This is a genomic window from Ramlibacter sp. PS3R-8 (assembly GCF_037572435.1).
In the GTDB taxonomy this organism is placed as follows: domain Bacteria; phylum Pseudomonadota; class Gammaproteobacteria; order Burkholderiales; family Burkholderiaceae_C; genus Ramlibacter.
The window spans coordinates 1-17,704 of the sequence record NZ_JBBHGT010000009.1 but is presented as its reverse complement, the minus strand read 5'-3'; the positions used below and the strand labels follow the sequence as shown (position 1 = coordinate 17,704).

Annotated in this window: 21 protein-coding genes; 12 read left to right on the top strand and 9 right to left on the bottom strand. The window is 66.2% G+C overall.

Going from position 1 to position 17,704, the window contains the following annotated elements:
- Window positions 1–45: 45 nt before the first annotated feature.
- From groL to WG902_RS22280, 5 genes are all read right to left on the bottom strand, one after another.
- Window positions 46–1,698 carry a chaperonin GroEL gene (gene groL, locus WG902_RS22300; protein WP_340062417.1) on the bottom strand — a complete coding sequence of 551 codons (1,653 nt, stop codon included), beginning with the start codon at window positions 1,696–1,698 and terminating at the stop codon, window positions 46–48.
- A gap of 39 nt (window positions 1,699–1,737) precedes the next feature.
- Complete coding sequence (groES, locus tag WG902_RS22295; protein WP_340062416.1) at window positions 1,738–2,058, bottom strand: co-chaperone GroES; 321 nt, start codon at window positions 2,056–2,058, stop codon at window positions 1,738–1,740.
- A 204-nt stretch (window positions 2,059–2,262) separates the two neighbouring features.
- Window positions 2,263–2,907: a MarC family protein gene (locus tag WG902_RS22290; RefSeq protein ID WP_340062415.1), complete on the bottom strand. Its 645-nt coding sequence runs from the start codon at window positions 2,905–2,907 to the stop codon at window positions 2,263–2,265.
- Complete coding sequence (locus WG902_RS22285; RefSeq protein ID WP_340062414.1) at window positions 2,907–3,407, bottom strand: MaoC family dehydratase; 501 nt, start codon at window positions 3,405–3,407, stop codon at window positions 2,907–2,909. The genes WG902_RS22290 and WG902_RS22285 overlap by 1 nt, the downstream gene beginning before the upstream one ends.
- Window positions 3,407–4,153 carry an SDR family oxidoreductase gene (locus WG902_RS22280; protein WP_340062413.1) on the bottom strand — a complete coding sequence of 249 codons (747 nt, stop codon included), beginning with the start codon at window positions 4,151–4,153 and terminating at the stop codon, window positions 3,407–3,409. Before WG902_RS22280 ends, WG902_RS22285 begins: the two co-directional genes overlap by 1 nt.
- A gap of 122 nt (window positions 4,154–4,275) precedes the next feature.
- Between WG902_RS22280 and WG902_RS22275 the strand changes: the two genes are divergently transcribed.
- Both WG902_RS22275 and WG902_RS22270 read left to right on the top strand, forming a co-directional pair.
- Window positions 4,276–4,959 (top strand): dienelactone hydrolase family protein, encoded by a 684-nt coding sequence (locus tag WG902_RS22275; protein WP_340062412.1) that lies wholly within the window; start codon window positions 4,276–4,278, stop codon window positions 4,957–4,959.
- Window positions 4,956–5,861, top strand: a complete 906-nt coding sequence (locus WG902_RS22270) for an amidohydrolase (RefSeq protein ID WP_340062411.1) — start codon at window positions 4,956–4,958, stop codon at window positions 5,859–5,861. Before WG902_RS22275 ends, WG902_RS22270 begins: the two co-directional genes overlap by 4 nt.
- Window positions 5,862–5,865: 4 nt before the next feature.
- On the opposite strand, the gene WG902_RS22265 is transcribed toward WG902_RS22270, so the two are convergent.
- Entirely contained in the window at window positions 5,866–6,399 is a 534-nt protein-coding gene (locus WG902_RS22265; RefSeq protein WP_340062410.1) for a hypothetical protein, read from the bottom strand.
- A 175-nt stretch (window positions 6,400–6,574) separates the two neighbouring features.
- On the opposite strand from WG902_RS22265, the gene WG902_RS22260 reads away from it, so the two are divergent.
- Entirely contained in the window at window positions 6,575–7,222 is a 648-nt protein-coding gene (locus WG902_RS22260; RefSeq protein WP_340062409.1) for a glutathione S-transferase family protein, read from the top strand.
- On the opposite strand, the gene WG902_RS22255 is transcribed toward WG902_RS22260, so the two are convergent.
- From WG902_RS22255 to hemB, 3 genes are read right to left on the bottom strand one after another with little or no spacing between them, the layout of a single operon-like run.
- A complete protein-coding gene (locus WG902_RS22255) occupies window positions 7,205–7,930 on the bottom strand; it encodes a DUF72 domain-containing protein (RefSeq protein ID WP_340062408.1) in 726 nt (241 codons plus the stop codon). The two genes, WG902_RS22260 and WG902_RS22255, sit on opposite strands and share 18 nt — an antisense overlap.
- The gene (locus tag WG902_RS22250) at window positions 7,930–9,027 is read right to left on the bottom strand and encodes a magnesium transporter CorA family protein (protein WP_340062407.1); all 1,098 of its coding nucleotides are present in this window, start codon (window positions 9,025–9,027) and stop codon (window positions 7,930–7,932) included. Before WG902_RS22250 ends, WG902_RS22255 begins: the two co-directional genes overlap by 1 nt.
- A gap of 7 nt (window positions 9,028–9,034) precedes the next feature.
- Window positions 9,035–10,036 carry a porphobilinogen synthase gene (gene hemB / locus WG902_RS22245; protein ID WP_340062406.1) on the bottom strand — a complete coding sequence of 334 codons (1,002 nt, stop codon included), beginning with the start codon at window positions 10,034–10,036 and terminating at the stop codon, window positions 9,035–9,037.
- Window positions 10,037–10,324: 288 nt separating this feature from the next.
- Between hemB and WG902_RS22240 the strand changes: the two genes are divergently transcribed.
- From WG902_RS22240 to WG902_RS22200, 9 genes are all read left to right on the top strand, one after another.
- Window positions 10,325–10,747: a CopD family protein gene (locus WG902_RS22240; protein ID WP_340062405.1), complete on the top strand. Its 423-nt coding sequence runs from the start codon at window positions 10,325–10,327 to the stop codon at window positions 10,745–10,747.
- A gap of 1 nt (window position 10,748) precedes the next feature.
- Window positions 10,749–11,882: a VanZ family protein gene (locus tag WG902_RS22235; RefSeq protein WP_340062404.1), complete on the top strand. Its 1,134-nt coding sequence runs from the start codon at window positions 10,749–10,751 to the stop codon at window positions 11,880–11,882.
- Entirely contained in the window at window positions 11,879–12,229 is a 351-nt protein-coding gene (locus WG902_RS22230; protein ID WP_340062403.1) for a (2Fe-2S) ferredoxin domain-containing protein, read from the top strand. Before WG902_RS22235 ends, WG902_RS22230 begins: the two co-directional genes overlap by 4 nt.
- Window positions 12,230–12,242: 13 nt before the next feature.
- Window positions 12,243–12,872, top strand: coding sequence for an alpha/beta hydrolase (locus WG902_RS22225; protein ID WP_340062402.1), 630 nt, complete (start codon window positions 12,243–12,245; stop codon window positions 12,870–12,872).
- Window positions 12,869–14,029, top strand: coding sequence for a D-alanyl-D-alanine carboxypeptidase family protein (locus WG902_RS22220; RefSeq protein ID WP_340062401.1), 1,161 nt, complete (start codon window positions 12,869–12,871; stop codon window positions 14,027–14,029). Before WG902_RS22225 ends, WG902_RS22220 begins: the two co-directional genes overlap by 4 nt.
- A gap of 164 nt (window positions 14,030–14,193) precedes the next feature.
- Window positions 14,194–14,571: a 30S ribosomal protein S12 gene (gene rpsL / locus WG902_RS22215; RefSeq protein WP_193675732.1), complete on the top strand. Its 378-nt coding sequence runs from the start codon at window positions 14,194–14,196 to the stop codon at window positions 14,569–14,571.
- Between the two features lie 141 nt (window positions 14,572–14,712).
- Entirely contained in the window at window positions 14,713–15,186 is a 474-nt protein-coding gene (gene rpsG, locus WG902_RS22210) for a 30S ribosomal protein S7 (protein WP_193675731.1), read from the top strand.
- Window positions 15,187–15,255: 69 nt separating this feature from the next.
- Window positions 15,256–17,358, top strand: a complete 2,103-nt coding sequence (gene fusA, locus WG902_RS22205) for an elongation factor G (RefSeq protein ID WP_340062399.1) — start codon at window positions 15,256–15,258, stop codon at window positions 17,356–17,358.
- Between the two features lie 244 nt (window positions 17,359–17,602).
- Window positions 17,603–17,704: GTP-binding protein (locus WG902_RS22200; RefSeq protein WP_033456734.1), on the top strand; the 102-nt coding region annotated here is incomplete at its 3' end.

The following is a 17,704-nucleotide window of genomic DNA, read 5'->3' as shown; positions in this document are numbered from 1 at the left end:
GCTTTCTCTCTTTGCTTGAAGCTTGAGGGCTTCAGGCGCCGGACATTACATGTCCATGCCGCCCATGCCACCCATGCCGCCGCCCATGCCGCCACCCATGCCGCCGGCGCCGGATTCTTCCTTCGGCGCTTCGGCGACCATGGCTTCCGTCGTCAGCATCAGCGACGCCACGGAGGCGGCGTTCTGCAGCGCGGTGCGGGTCACCTTGGTCGGGTCCAGGATACCCATTTCGATCATGTCGCCATAGGTGTCGTTGGCGGCGTTGAAGCCGTAGTTGCCCTTGCCGGCCAGGACCGCGTTCACCACGACGGAGGCTTCGCCGCCGGCGTTGTAGACGATCTCGCGCAGCGGGGACTCGATGGCCTTGAGCACCAGCTTGATGCCGGCGTCCTGGTCAGCGTTGTCGCCCTTGATGGTGCCGGCAGCCTGCTTGGCGCGCAGCAGCGCAACGCCACCGCCGGCCACGATGCCTTCTTCCACCGCGGCGCGGGTGGCGTGCAGCGCGTCTTCCACGCGTGCCTTCTTTTCCTTCATCTCGACTTCGGTGGCAGCGCCGACCTTGATCACGGCAACACCGCCGGCCAGCTTGGCCACGCGCTCTTGCAGCTTTTCACGGTCGTAGTCGCTGGTCGCTTCCTCGATCTGGACGCGCACTTGCTTGACGCGCGCTTCGATGTCGGCGGCGGCGCCGGAGCCGTCGATGATGATGGTGTTTTCCTTGCCCACTTCGATGCGCTTGGCCTGGCCCAGGTCGGCCAGCGTCACCTTCTCGAGCGTCAGGCCGACTTCTTCCGAAATCACCTTGCCGCCGGTCAGGACAGCGATGTCTTCCAGCATGGCTTTGCGGCGGTCGCCGAAGCCCGGCGCCTTGACGGCCACGACCTTCAGGATGCCGCGGATGGTGTTGACCACCAGCGTGGCCAGCGCTTCGCCTTCGACTTCTTCCGCGATGATCAGCAGCGGACGGGAAGCCTTGGCGACTTGCTCCAGCACGGGCAGCAGGTCACGGATGCTCGAAACCTTCTTGTCGTACAGCAGCACGAACGGGCTCTCGAGCAGGGCGGACTGCTTCTCGGGGTTGTTGATGAAGTAGGGCGACAGGTAGCCGCGGTCGAACTGCATGCCTTCGACGACTTCCAGTTCGCTTTCGAGCGACTTGCCGTCTTCGACGGTGATGACGCCTTCCTTGCCGACCTTGTCCATCGCGTCAGCGATGATCTTGCCGATGGTCTCGTCGCTGTTGGCCGAGATGGAGCCGACCTGCGCGATTTCCTTGGACGTGGTGGTGGCCTTGGAGGCCTTCTTCAGCTGCTCGGTCAGGGCCAGCACGGCCTTGTCGATGCCGCGCTTCAGGTCCATCGGGTTCATGCCGGCGGCCACGTACTTCATGCCTTCGTGCACGATGGCTTGCGCCAGCACCGTGGCGGTGGTGGTGCCGTCACCGGCGATGTCGCTGGTCTTGGAAGCAACTTCCTTGACCATCTGCGCGCCCATGTTCTGAAGCTTGTCCTTCAGCTCGATTTCCTTGGCCACGGACACGCCGTCCTTGGTCACGGTGGGGGCGCCGAAGGAGCGCTCGAGCACCACGTTGCGGCCCTTGGGGCCCAGGGTGACCTTGACCGCGTTGGCCAGGATGTTCACGCCTTCGACCATGCGGGCGCGGGCGTCACCGCCGAAAATTACGTCTTTAGCTGCCATTGTTCGTTACCTCTGTGAGATGAATTCGGGGGTGGGCGCTTACGCGACCTTCTTCAGGCCGGCGGCGGGCACGCCTTCGACCACGGCGAACAGGTCGTCTTCCTTCATGACCAGCAGCTCGTCGCCCTCGACCTTGACGGTCTGGCCGGAGTACTTGCCGAAGAGGACACGGTCGCCGACCTTGACGTTCAGGGCGATCAGTTCACCCTTTTCGGTCTTGCGGCCCGGGCCGACGGCCAGGATTTCGCCCTGGTCCGGCTTTTCGGCGGCGTTGTCGGGGATGACGATGCCGGAGGCAGTCTTGGTTTCCTGTTCCAGGCGCTTGACGATCACGCGGTCGTGCAGGGGGCGAAGCTTCATGTGCATCTCCTTCAAGAGAATTGGGGTTCAACCTGGGCGCCAACGGAAGTTAGCGCTCATTAACTCACGTGGAGGAGGGCGATTGCAGCTCGGCTGCTAGCACTCAACTCCAGCGAGTGCTAATGATAAGGGCATTTTTGTCGGTTGCAAGCGCGGCGGCCCGTAGTCGGCCGCCTACTTCGCAAGCGGTCGATTCCTGGATGCCTAGCCGCCTGCCGCGCGGCCGAGGACCGGGAACAGTTTGCCCAGCCCTTCGGCCATCACTTCCACCGCCAGCGCCGCGAGGATCAAGCCCATCAGCCGCGTCAGGACGTTGATGCCGGTCTGCCCCAGGATCCGGGCAATGGGATTCGCCAGGGCGAAGCTCAGTGCGGTGACCAGCGCGACCACCACACCGTAGGCGACCAGGGTGGAAAGCTGCAGCGCCGTCTGCGCGCGCTCGGCGTAGATCACCACGGTGGACATCGTTGCCGGCCCGGTGAGCAGCGGAATCGTCAGCGGCACCACTGCAATGCTGTTGCCCATGGCCAGCTTGTCGGCGCCGGCTTCCATCTCATTCGTGTTCGGCTTGGCCTCGGCGGGCTTGGCGTTGAGCATGTTCAACGCGCTGGTCAGGAGCAGCATGCCGCCGCCCACCTGGAAGCTGGCGATCGAAATGCTGAAGAACTCCAGGATGCGGATGCCGAGCAGCGCGCTCGCCGCGATCACAAGGAATGCGGTGACCGACGACACCACCACGGTGTGCCGCCGCTGCGCCCGCGAGAAGCCCTGCGTGTAGTAGATGAAGAAGGGGATGATGGCCGGCGGGTTGACGATGGCCAGCAGGGTGATCAGCGGCTTCCAGTCCATCAGGCGCCCGCGCGCTGCGCCTCGTAGGCCGCCAGTTCTTCCGGCGTCGCCGGCGTGCGGCGGCCGAACATGCCCCAACCCTCCATCTCCAGCACCTTTTGGCCGTCCTGGTTGGACATCTCCCAGCGCGACCGCACCAGCCCGACCTCCGGACGCTTGCGCATCGGGCGCGACTCCAGGATCACGTGGCGCAGCGAAAGCTGGTCGTTCGGGTACACCGGTTTCAGCCAACGCAGGCTCTCCAGCCCGGGCGAGCCCTGGCTGGTGGAATGCCGCAGCATGTTGTCCACCGTCAGCCGCATCGCCAGGGCCGCGGTCTGCCATCCGCTGGCGCACAGCGCGCCGAAGATCGATTGCCTGCCTGCCTCCTCATCCACGTGGAAAGGCTGCGGGTCGTACCGGCGCGCGAACTCCTTGATCTCCTCCTTGTCGACCGAGGTGGTGCCGAGCTCGCGCACGCTCCCGGGCACGAGGTCTTCCCAACAGATCGTCTCGGGCATCAACGCCCCCCGGACACGTCCACCAGCGACATCGTGGTGTAGCTTGCCTCGGGTGACAGCAGCCAGACGATGGCCTGTGCCACTTCCTCGGCGCTGCCGCCGCGCTGCATCGGCACCAGGTGCTGCAGGTCGCGCACGCGGTTGGGCAGGCCGCCGGAGGCGTGAATCTCCGTTTCGATCAGGCCGGGCCGTACCGCGTTGACACGGATGCCTTCGTTGGCGACTTCCTTGGCCAGCCCGATGGTGAGGACGTCGATGGCGCCCTTGACGGCGGCGTAGTCCACGTACTGGCCCGGCGCGCCCAGGCGGGCGGCGGCGCTGGAGACGTTGACGATGGCGCCGCCCTGGCCGCCGTGTTTGGTGCTCATGCGGCGCACCGCTTCGCGCGCGCACAGGAAGCTGCCGAGGAGGTTGACGTCGAACATGCGCTTCAGGCGCTCCAGGCTCATCTCGTCGACGCGCTGGGCCCGGTCCACGATGCCGGCGTTGTTCACCAGGGCGGTCAGCCGTCCCAGCTTCGCATCCACTTGTTCGAACATGCGCAGCACCTGGTCCTCCTGCGCCACGTCGGCTTGCACGGCAAAGGCCTTGCCGCCGCCCGCCTCGATGCTGCGCACCACCTCCGCGGCCGCCGCTTCGTTGCTGGTGTAGTTGACGGCGACGGCGTAACCCTTGCGCGCCGCGAGCACGGCGGTGGCCGCCCCGATGCCTCGGCTGCCGCCGGTGACCAAAAGAACTTCTTTCATGCGCTGCTCCACTGCCGCGCTGCCGGCGGCGAGCCGCCATTAGACCAAATGGGACGGATTGACGCGGCGGCCGGGCTCGGCGAAATTCGGCGCTTCGCATCACACACCAGGAAGCCGTTCCCATGGGCCAATTCACACAACTCCAGGCCGCCGATGGCCAGTCCATCCCCGCGTACGTCGCCACTCCGTCGGGCAAGCCGCGCGGCGGCATCGTCGTCATCCAGGAGATCTTCGGCGTCAATTCGCACATCCGTTCCGTCGCCGATCTCTATGCAGCAGAGGGTTACCTCGCCGTGGCGCCGGCGATCTTCCATCGCGTGAAGCCGGAGGTGGAGCTGGGCTACCAGCCCGACGACATGACCGCCGGCATGGCGTTGAAAGCGGCCACCGAGGCATTGCCGTCGCCGGGCGTGATGCAGGACATCCAGGCAGCGATCAAGCACGCGGGTCAGGCGGGCAAGGTCGGCATCGTCGGCTTTTGCTACGGTGGGCTGCTCACGTGGCGCGCCGCGTGCAACCTGCAGGGCCTGAACGCGGCGGTTCCTTACTACGGAGGCGGCGTCACCACGCCCGACGAGATCGCGCGCAAGCCGAAGGTGCCGGTGCTCGCGCACTTCGGCGACAAGGACAAGCACATCTCCGTGGACAGCGTGGAGGCCTTCAAGAAGGCGCACCCGGAAGTCGAGGTCCACCTGTACGCGGCCGACCACGGCTTCAACTGCGACCAGCGCGGCTCGTTCAACGCCGAGGCGACCAAGCTGGCGCGCGAGCGCACGCTCGCCTTCTTCCGCAAGCACGTCGGATGAGATTCGTCACCCCCGCGCAGGCGGGGGCCCAGGGCCTCCTGGCTGTCCTCCTGGCGCTGTCCACTCCCGCTTTCGCCGCCGACTACGCCGGCCCGCTCTTCGACGCCCACCTGCACTACAACGAAGAAGCCTTCAACGGCGCCGAAGGCCCGCATCCCATCACCGACGTGCTCGGCCGGATGCAGCGCAGCGGCGTGCGCGCGATCGTCTCCAACTCACGGCCGAATGACGGCACCAAGTCCCTTGCGCAGTCGCCGCAGACGCGCCAGGCAGGCGTGACGGTGGTTCCTTTCGTGCGCCTGTACCGCAACCGCGCCGACTACGACAGCTGGTTTCGCGACGAGACCATCTACGAGATGGTGCAGGCCGAGCTGGCGCGCGGCACGGCCGCCGGCCCTTACCGCGGCATCGGCGAATTCCACCTGTACGACTCCGCCAATGCCAACGGACCGGTCGCGCGCAAGCTGATGGTGCTGGCCGAGGAGAAAGACCTGGCCGTCCTGGCCCACGTGGACGACACCGCGGTGGACTTGCTGATGGGCCACACGCCCTCCAAAGGCGCGAAGGCGCGCCTGATCTGGGCGCACACCGGCATCGGCGGAGCGCCGGTGGCGCGGGTGGACCAGATGATGGCGCGTTATCCGAGGCTGATGGGCGAGCTGTCGTACCGGCCGGGGCTCACCTGCGACGGCGGCAAGCTGTGCCCCGAATGGCGCACGCTGATCTTGAAATATCCGGGCCGCTTCCTGGTGGGCTCGGACACCTGGGTCAACCAGCGCTGGCAGTACTACGAGGAAACGATGAGAGGCTATCGCACCTGGCTGGGCGACCTGCCGGCGGATGTGGCGCGTCGCGTCGCGTGGGACAACGGTGCCGGCCTGTTCGGGCTGAAGCAGCCGTGAATGCTCAGAACCGGTAGCGCACGCCGGCCACGATGAAGTTGGAGCCGACGTTGCGCGGCGCGATCACGCCATAGGCCCCCGAGCGATGGTGGATGCGCGTCACGAACGACCAGTCCGGCAGCGGGGCCAGGCTCCACTCCGCCTCCAGCAGCACCAGCAACTGGGTGCGATAGCGCCTGTCTGGGTCGTCCGTCGGTCCGTCTTCGTAGCTGGGCGTGCCGAACGTATGCGACAGCCCGAGACCGCCGGCCACGTTGATGCGCAGCTGTGCGATTTCCAGGTTCGGCGAGCGCAGCATGTAGGCCGCGCCCAGCTCCGTGACCGTCTGCTTGCCGCGATGCTGCAGCAGCACCAACTCGTAGCCGTGCTGCACGTTTTCGACGAAGGTGGAGCGCAAGGCGTCGATGCTGCCGAGCGTGCCCACCGTCTTGCCCGCTCCCAAGCCGGTGAAATAGCTCGATTCCCGGTTCCAGCCCTGGCCGAAGATGGCGCCCGGCACTTCGCGCAGGTTCAGGTCCACCCCCTGCGCGGTGTACACCGAGATGGAATCGAATGGTCCGGAGGATGTCTGGGCGGCGGCGCCTCCGCAAGCTGTGGCGAGGAGAAGAACTGGAAGACTCGACGCGATCGGGCCTCTGCGCATCAGCGGTCCTGTGTGTTGTTGTGATGTGGCGATAGTGTAGTGTGGGCACCAGACCCAGGAGGACGACGGCGTGCAACTTCATTACTACCCCGGCACCGCGGCCATGATCCCGCACATCCTGCTCGAGGAACTTGGTGTTCCCTACGAGCGGGTGCTGGTGGATCGCACGCAGAACCGGCACAAGGAGCCGGCGTACCTGCGGCTCAACCCCAATGGGCTGATACCGGTCCTTACCGACGGGGACCTGGTACTTTACGAATCGGCGGCGATCGTGCTGCATTTGTGCGACACCCACCCGCACGCCGGGCTGGCCCCGGCGCTGGGCACGCCGCAACGGGCCCACTTCTACAAATGGTTGATGTGGCTGTCGAACACGCTGCAGCCGACGCTCAGTGCCTACTTCTATCCGGAGCGTTGGGTCAGGGAGGGGAACGCCGAGGCCGCCGCTGAAGTGAAAGCGATCGCGCGCGAGAAGGCGACTGGCTTGCTGGCGCAACTCGATGACCTGGTGGCGCGCAATGGCGGCCCGTGGGTCGAAGGTCCCCGCTACAGCGCGCTGGACTGCTATGTCTTCACCCTGTGCCGCTGGACCCGCAACTTTCCGCAGGGCAAGGCACGCGAGCTGCCCAACCTCGGGCCGTACCTGCAGCGCATGAGCGAGCGGGCGGCGCTGCAGCGCGTGTTTGTCGCGGAGCAGATTTCAGCGCCCTTGTTCTAGCAGGCCTCGCAGGAAGAGCGCGTCGCCGGCGGCAGCGCCGGACGCGGTGTTGTCGAAGATGCACCAGACCTCGGCGCCTGCCTGTTCCGCGGCGAGGATGCGCCGCGCCAGCGCCTGCACAAGCGCTGGTTCATAGGAAGAGTAGTAGACCCGCGGCGAGCCATGCAGCCGCAGGTAGATGCGTCCCGGCCAGCCGCCGGGCGCCGCGCCGGGCGCATGCCGCACCGGGTCCGCCAGCACGCGGGCCACTTCTTGTGCGCGCAGCAGTGCGTCGGCCTCCGCTTCGAACCACGTTGCGTGCCGCGGCTCCATCGCCACCGCCCCCGGCCAGTGCCGGCGCAGCATGTGCAGGAAGGTGGCTGCGAGCGCCGCATCGAACGCAAAGCTCGGTGGCAGTTGCACCAGCAGGCAACCCAGCTTGTCGCCGAGGCCGCCTGCCTGCGACAGGAACTCCTCGACCAGCGGCTCGCAATCCACCAGCCGCCGTTCGTGCGTGATCGTCTTGGGCAGCTTGGCGCAGAAGCGGAAGCCTCCCGGCACGCTGGCGGCCCACTTCTCGTAGAGCGACCGTTGGTGCGGGCGGTGAAAGGACGAATTGATCTCGACGGCGGGGAAGACGCTTGCGTAGCGCGCGAGGTGGGAGTCGCCGGGGCCGAACCTGTCCTGCACCTCGCGCGGCAGCGTCCAGCCGGCGGTGCCGACCCGCATCACCGCGTGCGCGCCAGGTAGCGTTTGCGCCTGAATACCAGCACCAGCACCACTGCGACCAGTGCCATGGCACCGACGACCCAGAAGACCCCCGCGGGTTGCTTGGTGAACGGCAGGTAATTGAAATTCATGCCGAACACGCCGGCGATCAGGTTCAGGGGCAGGAAGATGGCGGTCAGCGCCGTCAGCGTGCGCATGATCTCGTTCGTCCGGTGGCCCTGGGCCGAGAAGTGGATCTGCACCGCGCTCTCCGCACCGCTTTCCAGGCGGCGGACGTGATGCACGACGCGCTGGATGTGCTCCACGACGTCCCGGGCGCGCGCCATCAGGCCATCGCGCTCCGCCTGCGTCATGCTGCCGGAAGGCTGCTCGCGCTGCGTGTCCAGCCACTCCTGCATGGCGTCGTTCTGCTCCTCGCACAGATCCTCCAGCGTGTGCAGCGCATTGCGGGCGGTCATCAGCGCGGCCCAATCGGCCGCCCCGCCGTCGGGTCCCAGCAGCCCCTGCTGCCAGTCATCCATCTCCGCGCTCATGGCGCGCCGCAGCTCCAGGTAGCTGTCGACCATCACGTTGACCATGCGCAGCATCAGGTCCGCCGGGCCGGACGGCAGGCGTGAGCGCGCGGTCGCCGACAGGCCTTCGCTCTGCACCACGTCGCCCAGGTAGCGCTGGATGAAGCTGCGGGCCGACTGGCAACCGGAAGGATGCACGGTGATCAGCAGCCGGTCGAACACCACGAAACCGATGGCACGGGTGCGCACCCGGCCGAAGGTGGCCAGCGGCCGCTCGTCCTTCGCCACCTCCTCGCCGAGCTCGACGCGCACTTCCTGCTCCGTGGCCAGGCGGCGGAAGATGACCAGGTCGTAGATGGATGTGTAGTCGTAGTGCGAAGGATGGGCGCGGTTGCCCAGGTCCTTCACGTGCAGGTCCAGCAGCGTGGAGCCGCCGATTACCTGCGCGGCTTGCTGCAGCTGCGGCAGCTGCCCCTCCAGCTCCTCGCGATCGAGGTAGATCCACAGGAACCCCGACTGCGGGGGCTGCGTGGGCAACTGCTCCAGGAAGCGCAGCGTCCCGGTGCCGAACTCGACGATCTGCACGTGGACCTCAGGTGCGCAGCTTGCGCGCTGCGTCGAGGGCGAAGTACGTCAGCACGCCGTCGGCGCCCGCGCGCTTGAAGGCCAGCAGGCTTTCCATCATGACCAGGTCATGGTCCAGCCAGCCGTTGGCCGCGGCCGCTTTCAGCATGGCGTATTCGCCGGACACCTGGTAGGCGAAGGTGGGCACGCGGAATTCGTCCTTCACGCGCCGCACGATGTCCAGGTAAGGCATGCCCGGCTTGACCATCACCATGTCGGCGCCCTCGGCCAGGTCCAGCGCCACTTCGCGCAACGCCTCGTCGGTGTTGCCCGGATCCATCTGGTAGACCTTCTTGTTGCTCTTGCCCAGGTTGGCGGCCGAACCCACCGCGTCGCGGAACGGGCCGTAGAAGGCGCTGGCGTACTTGGCGCTGTACGCCATGATGCGCGTGTGGATGTGGCGGTTCGCCTCCAGCGCCGCGCGGATCGCGCCGATGCGGCCATCCATCATGTCGCTGGGGGCGACGATGTCGACGCCGGCCTGGGCCTGCGTCAGGGACTGCTTGACCAGCACCTCGATCGTCTCGTCATTCAGGATGTACCCCGTTTCGTCCAGCAGGCCGTCCTGGCCATGGCTGGTGAAAGGGTCCAGCGCCACGTCCGTCATCACGCCGAGTTCGGGAAATTCCTTCTTCAACGCCTGCACGATGCGCGGCACCAGGCCTTCCGGATTCCAGGCTTCGCGGCCGTCGGGCGTTTTCAGCGACGGGTCGATGACGGGGAACAGCGCCAAGGCCGGCACTCCGAGCTGCATGCATTGCTCCGCCACCGGCAGCAACAGGTCCAGGCTCAGGCGCTCCACGCCGGGCATCGACGCCACCGGTTGGCGCTGCTTGCGGCCGTCGAGAACGAAGACGGGATAGATCAGGTCGTGCGCAGTGAGAGCATGCTCGCGCACCAGGTTGCGCGTGAACTCGTCGCGCCGCAACCGGCGCGGCCGGCCGTGGGGGTAGGGGGCGTGGAAACTCATGGCGAAATTGTGCTCCATGCGCGACCGTACGCGCGCGAGTACGCGTCGCCATGGGGCGCGCATGGCGCTTGCAGCGCGTCAGTGAAATGAGGACTTTATGCTTGAAAGCCGGGCTTGCGACTGTTAAATTACGCACGGGCAGCTTGCTGCTCCCCGCTTTTCCTCCCTGAGCGGGCGCCTTGATGTGACAGCAAAAAGGCTTCGCACCCCGGCTCGCTGGAGCCGGGGCTTTTTTTTGCTGCGCGCGCGCCGCACCCCGTTGCGGCCGGGCTCCGTACACTCGGCAAGATGCTCTGGGTCAAGGCCTTTCACATCGTCTTCGTGGCCAGCTGGTTCGCCGGCCTGTTCTACCTGCCCCGCATCTACGTCAACCTGGCCATGGTGCCGCCCGGCTCCAGCGCCGAGCGGGAGCGCCTGTTGCTGATGGCCGGCAAGCTGCTGCGCTTCACCACCTTGCTGGCTGTCCCCGCCCTGGTGCTTGGCCTGTGGTTGTGGCTGGGTTACGGCATCGGCCGTGGCTCTGGCTGGATGCATGCGAAGCTGGCCATCGTGCTGCTAGCCATTGGCTATCACCATGCCTGCGCGGTGTTGCTGCGCAAGCTGCGCCTGGATTCCAGCCGCCACAGCCACCGCTGGTTCCGCTGGTTCAACGAGATGCCCGTGCTGCTGTTGGTCGCCGCCGTGGTGCTGGTCGTCGTGAAGCCGTTCTGACATGCAGCACAAGACCTCCGCCTGGCCCCTGGCCGGCGCCTATGCGCTGCTGGTGGTCTATGCCAGCCTCTATCCCTTCGCCGGTTGGCGCGACCAGCAGATCCCGCCCTGGGACTTTCTCCACGCCGGCTGGCCGAAGTACTGGACGGCCTTCGACCTGGTCGCCAACGTCATCGGCTACGTTCCGCTCGGCTTCCTGCTGGCGCTGAGTTTCATGCGGCGCGGCAACGTACGCCACTTCGCCACGCACCCGAACGTCGTCGGCATCGCGGTCGCCGTGCTCGTCGGCACCTTGCTGTCGCTGCTGATGGAAGGCGTGCAGAACTACCTGCCATCGCGGGTGGCTTCCAACGTGGACTTCGGGCTCAACGTGGCCGGCACGCTGGCCGGGGCCATCGCGGCCACCGCGCTCGAGCTCGGTGGCGCCGTCGACCACTGGAGCCGCTTTCGCGAACGCTGGTTCATCCCGCAGGCGCGGGGCGCGCTGGTGCTGCTGGCGTTGTGGCCCTTCGCGCTGCTGTTCCCGGCGGCGGTTCCGCTGGGGCTGGGACAGGTGTTCGAGCGCTCCGAGACGGCCCTGGCGGAATGGCTGGAAGACACACCGTTCCTCGAATGGATGCCCTTGCGGGAGATCGAGCTGCAGCCGCTGGTGCCGGCGGCGGAACTGTTGTGCGTGGCGCTCGGCGCGTTCGTGCCCTGCCTGCTGGGCTACACCGTCATGCGGTCCGTCGGCCGGCGCGCCGTGTTCGCCGTGCTTGCGGTCGCGCTGGGCACCGGCGTCACTGCCTTGTCGGCCGCGCTCAGCTGGGGCCCGACCCATGCCTGGGCGTGGATGAGCCTGCCGGTGCAGCTGGGTCTGGTGTTCGGGCTGCTGCTCGCGCTGCTGATGTTGCCGGTGCCGCGCCGCGGCTGCGCGGCCGTGCTGATGGTGGCCGTGGTCCTCCACCTGAGCGTGCTGAACCAGGCGCCCGCCAGCGCCTACTTCGCGGACACGCTGCAGGCGTGGGAGCAAGGCCGGTTCATCCGCTTTCACGGCCTCGCGCAGTGGTTGGGATGGCTGTGGCCGTACGTCGTGCTGGTGTATGTGCTGCTGCGCGTTTCGCGCCGGGATGCGGCTTCTACAATCCCCGAATGAGCGCGCCCCCTTCCGATTCGTCCCCGTACTACCGACACCACGTCTTTTTCTGCCTGAACAAGCGGGAGAACGGCGAAGCCTGCTGCGCCGACCACAACGCGCAGGCCGCGTTCGACCGGTGCAAGCAGCAGGTGAAGGCGCAGGGCCTGGTGGGACCGGGCAAGGTGCGGATCAACAAGGCCGGATGCCTGGATCGCTGCCAGGGCGGCCCCATCGCCGTGGTGTATCCCGAGGGCGTCTGGTACACCTACGTGGACAACAACGACATCGACGAGATCGTCGAATCGCACCTGAAGAACGGCAAGGTCGTCGAGCGGCTGCTGACGCCGCCGCACTTGGGGCGATGAGCGCGTCACCCGCATGAACGCGCAGACGGAGCAACTGGAGCTTGCGGGCGCCGCGGGCCGCATCCAGGCCCTGCGCGACCAGCCGGAGGGCGCGCCGCGCGGCGTGGCCGTCATCGCGCACCCGCATCCGCTGTTCGGCGGCACCATGGACAACAAGGTGGTGCAGACGATCGCCCGCGCCTTCGTGCAATGCGGCTGGACCGCCGTGCGATTCAACTTCCGCGGTGTCGGCACCAGCGAGGGCGCGTACGACGAAGGCCGCGGCGAAGCCGCCGACTTCCAGCAAGTCGTGCAGGCCGTGGCGCCGCAAGGCGCATTGGCATTGGCGGGCTTCTCCTTCGGCGCCTTCGTGGCGGCGCAGGCCATCGATGCGCTGTGGAGCGCGCGGGACATCCGCTCCATCGTGCTCGTCGGCACCGCCGCTTCGCGCTTCGCCGTGCCGGCGTTGCCGCGGGAGAGCCACGACAAGGCGTTGGTGATCCACGGCGAGCAGGACGAAACGGTCCCGCTGCCGGCGGTGCTGGATTGGGCGCGGCCGCAGTCACTTCCCGTTACGGTGGCCCCGGGGGTCGAGCATTTCTTTCACGGACAATTACCGCTTTTGAAGGGCTTGGTGGTTCGCCACCTTCGTACACAGGGATGAGAAATCGTTGGATTCAGGCGCTGCTGGCGCCATGGCTGGTCTTTTTCTGCCTCGTCGCGGCCGCGCAGGTGCCGCAGCCGCCGGAGATCGCGGCGCGCAGCTATCTGCTGCTGGACGTCAGCGCCAACCAGATCCTCGCTTCGCGTGACATCGATGCCCCCGTGGAGCCGGCGTCGCTGACCAAGCTGATGACCGGCTACCTGGTCTACCAGGCGATCAAGGCCAAGAAGATCGACGTCAAGCAGGCGCTGCCGGTCAGCGAGCGCGCCTGGAAGATGCCCGGCTCGCGCATGTTCATCGACCCCAAGATGCAGGTGCCGGTGGACGACCTCATCAAGGGGATGATCGTCCAGTCGGGCAACGATGCCACCGTCGCACTGGCCGAGGGCGTCGGCGGCACGGTCGAGCATTTCGTGGAGCTCATGAACCAGCAGGCCAAGGCCCTGGGCATGAAGAACACCACCTACAAGAACCCCGAGGGCTTGACGGCGCCGGGCCACACCACGACGGCGCGTGACCTGAGCATCCTGGCGACGCGGCTGATGCAGGACTTCCCGGGCGACCTGGCGTATTACTCGATCAAGAAGTACCGCTACCAGGGCACGCCGACGGCCAACGACACCAACCGGAACACGCTGCTGTTCCGAGACCCCACCGTCGATGGACTGAAAACTGGCCACACCGACGCTGCGGGCTATTGCCTGATCGCCACCGCCAAGCGCGACTTCCCCAACCTCCAGGGCCGCCGCCTGCTGGCCATCGTGCTGGGCGCCAACAGCGAGGCCGCCCGCGCCAATGAAGCGCAGAAGCTGCTGAACTGGGGCTATACGGCCTACGAGGGACTCAAGCTGTTCGAGGCGAACGTGCCGGTGATCGAGCCGCAGGTGTGGAAGGGCACCGAAAAGACGGTCAAGCTGGGCCAGACGCAGCCGATCGTGCTGGCCGTGCCCGCCGGCAGCGGCTCGAAGATCAAGACCCAGGTGGCCCGTCCGGATCCGCTGGTGGCGCCTTTCGCCAAGGGCCAGCAGGTGGGCACGCTGAAGATCCTGGCCGGCGACCAGTTGCTGCGCGAGGTGCCGCTGGTGGCCCTGCAGGCGGTGGAGCAGGCCGGCATCTTCGGCCGGGCGTGGGACGCGATCCGGCTCTGGATCAAATAGCCCCGCACCCCCGGCTCCGCGGGGGTGACGGAGGGCGCGCCTTGAGCACTTCCCCCATCCGCGCTATACTCGCGGGCTTTCCCGCATTCGGGGCGGGCACCGCATTTGCATTGCCGCATCCGCGGTGACCAGTTTTCAATCGACGTTTAGGGACGTTTTTCTTCATGCCAACCATCAACCAGCTCGTGCGTCAGGGCCGGGAAGTCGAGAAAGTCAAATCGAAGTCCCCCGCGATGCAGAACAGCCCCCAGCGCCGGGGCGTGTGCACGCGCGTCTACACGACGACGCCGAAAAAGCCGAACTCCGCGCTGCGCAAGGTCGCCAAGGTGCGCCTGACCAACGGGTTCGAAGTCATCTCCTACATCGGCGGCGAAGGCCACAACCTCCAGGAACACTCGGTGGTCCTGGTGCGCGGCGGCCGCGTGAAGGACCTGCCCGGTGTGCGTTACCACATCGTCCGCGGGTCGCTCGACCTGCAGGGCGTGAAGGATCGCAAGCAGTCCCGTTCCAAGTACGGCGCAAAGCGCCCGAAGAAGGCCTGACGGCCACGTAGTTTGTCGGTGCTCTTTCAGCCCTGGCAGGCTGAATCAGCGTAGTGACCCAATCCCGGGTCGAGTAAGCGGGCTGCCGGTTGGCGCCCTGGGTCCTTCGAGGGCCAGCTGAAGCAAATTGAGAGGTTAGAAATGCCACGTCGTCGCGAAGTCCCCAAGCGTGAAATCCTGCCCGATCCCAAGTACGGGAACGTCGAGCTCGCCAAGTTCATGAACGTCATCATGCAAGGCGGCAAGAAGGCGATCGCCGAGCGCATCGTCTACGGTGCCCTCGAGCAGATCGAGAAGAAGAACCCCGGCCGTGACCCGGTCGAGGCGTTCACCATGGCCATCAGCAACGTCAAGCCGATGGTCGAAGTCAAGTCCCGCCGCGTCGGCGGCGCCAACTACCAGGTCCCGGTCGAGGTGCGCCCGGTCCGTCGCCTCGCCTTGTCCATGCGCTGGATCAAGGAAGCCGCCAAGAAGCGCGGCGAGAAGTCGATGGCGCTGCGCCTGGCCAACGAACTCATGGAAGCCACGGAAGGCCGTGGCGGCGCCATGAAGAAGCGCGACGAAGTGCACCGCATGGCAGAGGCCAACAAGGCCTTCAGCCACTTCCGCTTCTAAAGTCCGTCCCCATATAACGGTACGGGCCCGCCACGAGCGGGCCCGTGCCCATTGAACGAAAGACTCATCATGGCCCGCAAAACGCCTATCGAGCGATATCGCAACATCGGTATCTCCGCGCACATCGACGCCGGCAAGACGACGACGACGGAGCGCATCCTGTTCTATACGGGCGTCAACCACAAGATCGGTGAAGTGCACGACGGCGCCGCCACCATGGACTGGATGGAGCAGGAGCAGGAGCGTGGCATCACGATCACCTCCGCCGCCACCACGTGCTTCTGGAAGGGCATGGACCTGTCCTTCCCCGAGCACCGCATCAACATCATCGACACCCCCGGCCACGTGGACTTCACCATCGAGGTGGAGCGTTCCATGCGCGTGCTGGACGGCGCCTGCATGGTGTATTGCGCCGTGGGCGGCGTGCAGCCCCAGTCGGAAACCGTCTGGCGCCAGGCCAACAAGTACAAGGTGCCGCGCCTGGCGTTCGTCAACAAGATGGACCGCACCGGCGCCAACTTCTTCAAGGTCTACGACCAGATGAAGCTGCGCCTGAAGGCCAACCCGGTGCCCATCGTGATCCCGATCGGCGCCGAGGAAAACTTCACCGGCGTGGTCGACCTGCGCAAGATGAAGGCCATCTACTGGGACGAAGCGTCGCAGGGCATGAAGTTCAACTACGACGAGATCCCGGCCGAACTGCTCGAACAAGCCAAGGAATGGCGCGAGAAGATGGTCGAGGCCGCCGCCGAGGCGAACGAAGAGCTGATGAACAAGTACCTGGAGGAGGGCGACCTCACCGAGGACGAGATCACGGCCGGCCTGCGCGCGCGCACCATCGCCAGCGAAATCCAGCCGATGCTGTGCGGCACCGCGTTCAAGAACAAGGGCGTGCAGCGGATGCTGGACGCCGTGATCGAGCTGATGCCTTCGCCGGTGGACATTCCCCCGGTCAAGGGCATGGACGACGACGAGAAGCCCGTCACGCGCCGCGCCGACGACAGCGAGAAGTTTTCCGCGCTGGCGTTCAAGCTGATGACCGACCCGTTCGTGGGCCAGTTGACCTTCGTGCGCGTCTACTCCGGCGTGCTGGCCAAGGGCGACAGCGTCTACAACCCGATCCGCGGCAAGAAGGAGCGCATCGGCCGTATCGTGCAGATGCACGCCAACAACCGCCTGGAAGTCGACGAGATCCGCGCCGGCGACATCGCCGCGTGCGTGGGCCTGAAGGACGTGACTACCGGTGAAACGCTGTGCGACCCGGCCGCGATCGTCATGCTCGAGCGCATGGTGTTCCCGGAGCCGGTGATCGCGCAGGCCGTCGAGCCCAAGACCAAGGTCGACCAGGAAAAGATGGGCATCGCCCTGAACCGCCTGGCGCAGGAAGACCCGTCGTTCCGCGTGCGCACCGACGAGGAATCGGGCCAGACCATCATCGCCGGCATGGGCGAGCTGCACCTGGAAATCATCGTCGACCGCATGAAGCGCGAGTTCGGCGTGGAAGCCAACGTGGGCAAGCCGCAGGTGGCTTACCGCGAGACCATCCGCAAGACGATCGAGGACGCCGAAGGCAAGTTCGTGCGCCAGTCGGGCGGCAAGGGCCAGTACGGCCACGTCGTGCTCAAGATCGAGCCGAACGAGCCGGGCAAGGGCATCCAGTTCGTCGACGCCATCAAGGGCGGCGTGGTGCCGCGCGAGTACATTCCCGCGGTCGAAAAGGGCATCCACGAAGCCGTCACGCAGGGCGTGCTGGCCGGCTACCCGGTGGTCGACGTCAAGGTCACGCTGCACTTCGGTTCGTACCACGACGTGGACTCGAACGAACTGGCGTTCAAGATGGCCGCGATCTTCGGCTTCAAGGAAGGCTGCCGCAAGGCCCAGCCGGTGATCCTGGAGCCGATGATGGCCGTGGAAGTCGAGACGCCGGAAGACTACGCCGGCAACGTGATGGGCGACCTGTCGTCTCGTCGCGGCATGGTGCAGGGCATGGAAGACATGGTCGGTGGCGGCAAGGCCATCAAGGCCGAAGTGCCGCTGTCCGAAATGTTCGGCTACTCCACCACGCTGCGTTCGATGTCGCAGGGTCGCGCCACGTACACGATGGAATTCAAGCACTACACCGAAGCGCCGAGGAACGTCGCCGAGACGATCATCGCCGCGCGGGCGAAGTAAGAAGACAGGAAGCCGGACAACCGGACGCAGAAGACGCAGAGTTTTCGCAGAAGACGCAGAAAAAACCATAAAAGGTTCTCTGTCCCCTTTTGCGTCTTCTGCGTAACTTTTGCGCCTTCTGCGTCCGGTAGGTTCAAGTTCGTCTGCGACCCGACCCCCTTCGCTGCCCGTGGCGAAGGACCCAGGAGCCGGGTGCAGACGTAAAACCCATACACGGGCATTGCTCTTTACTGGAGATTTCTGAATGGCAAAAGGCAAATTCGAGCGGACCAAGCCGCACGTCAACGTGGGCACCATCGGTCACGTGGACCACGGCAAGACGACCCTGACGGCGGCGATCACCACC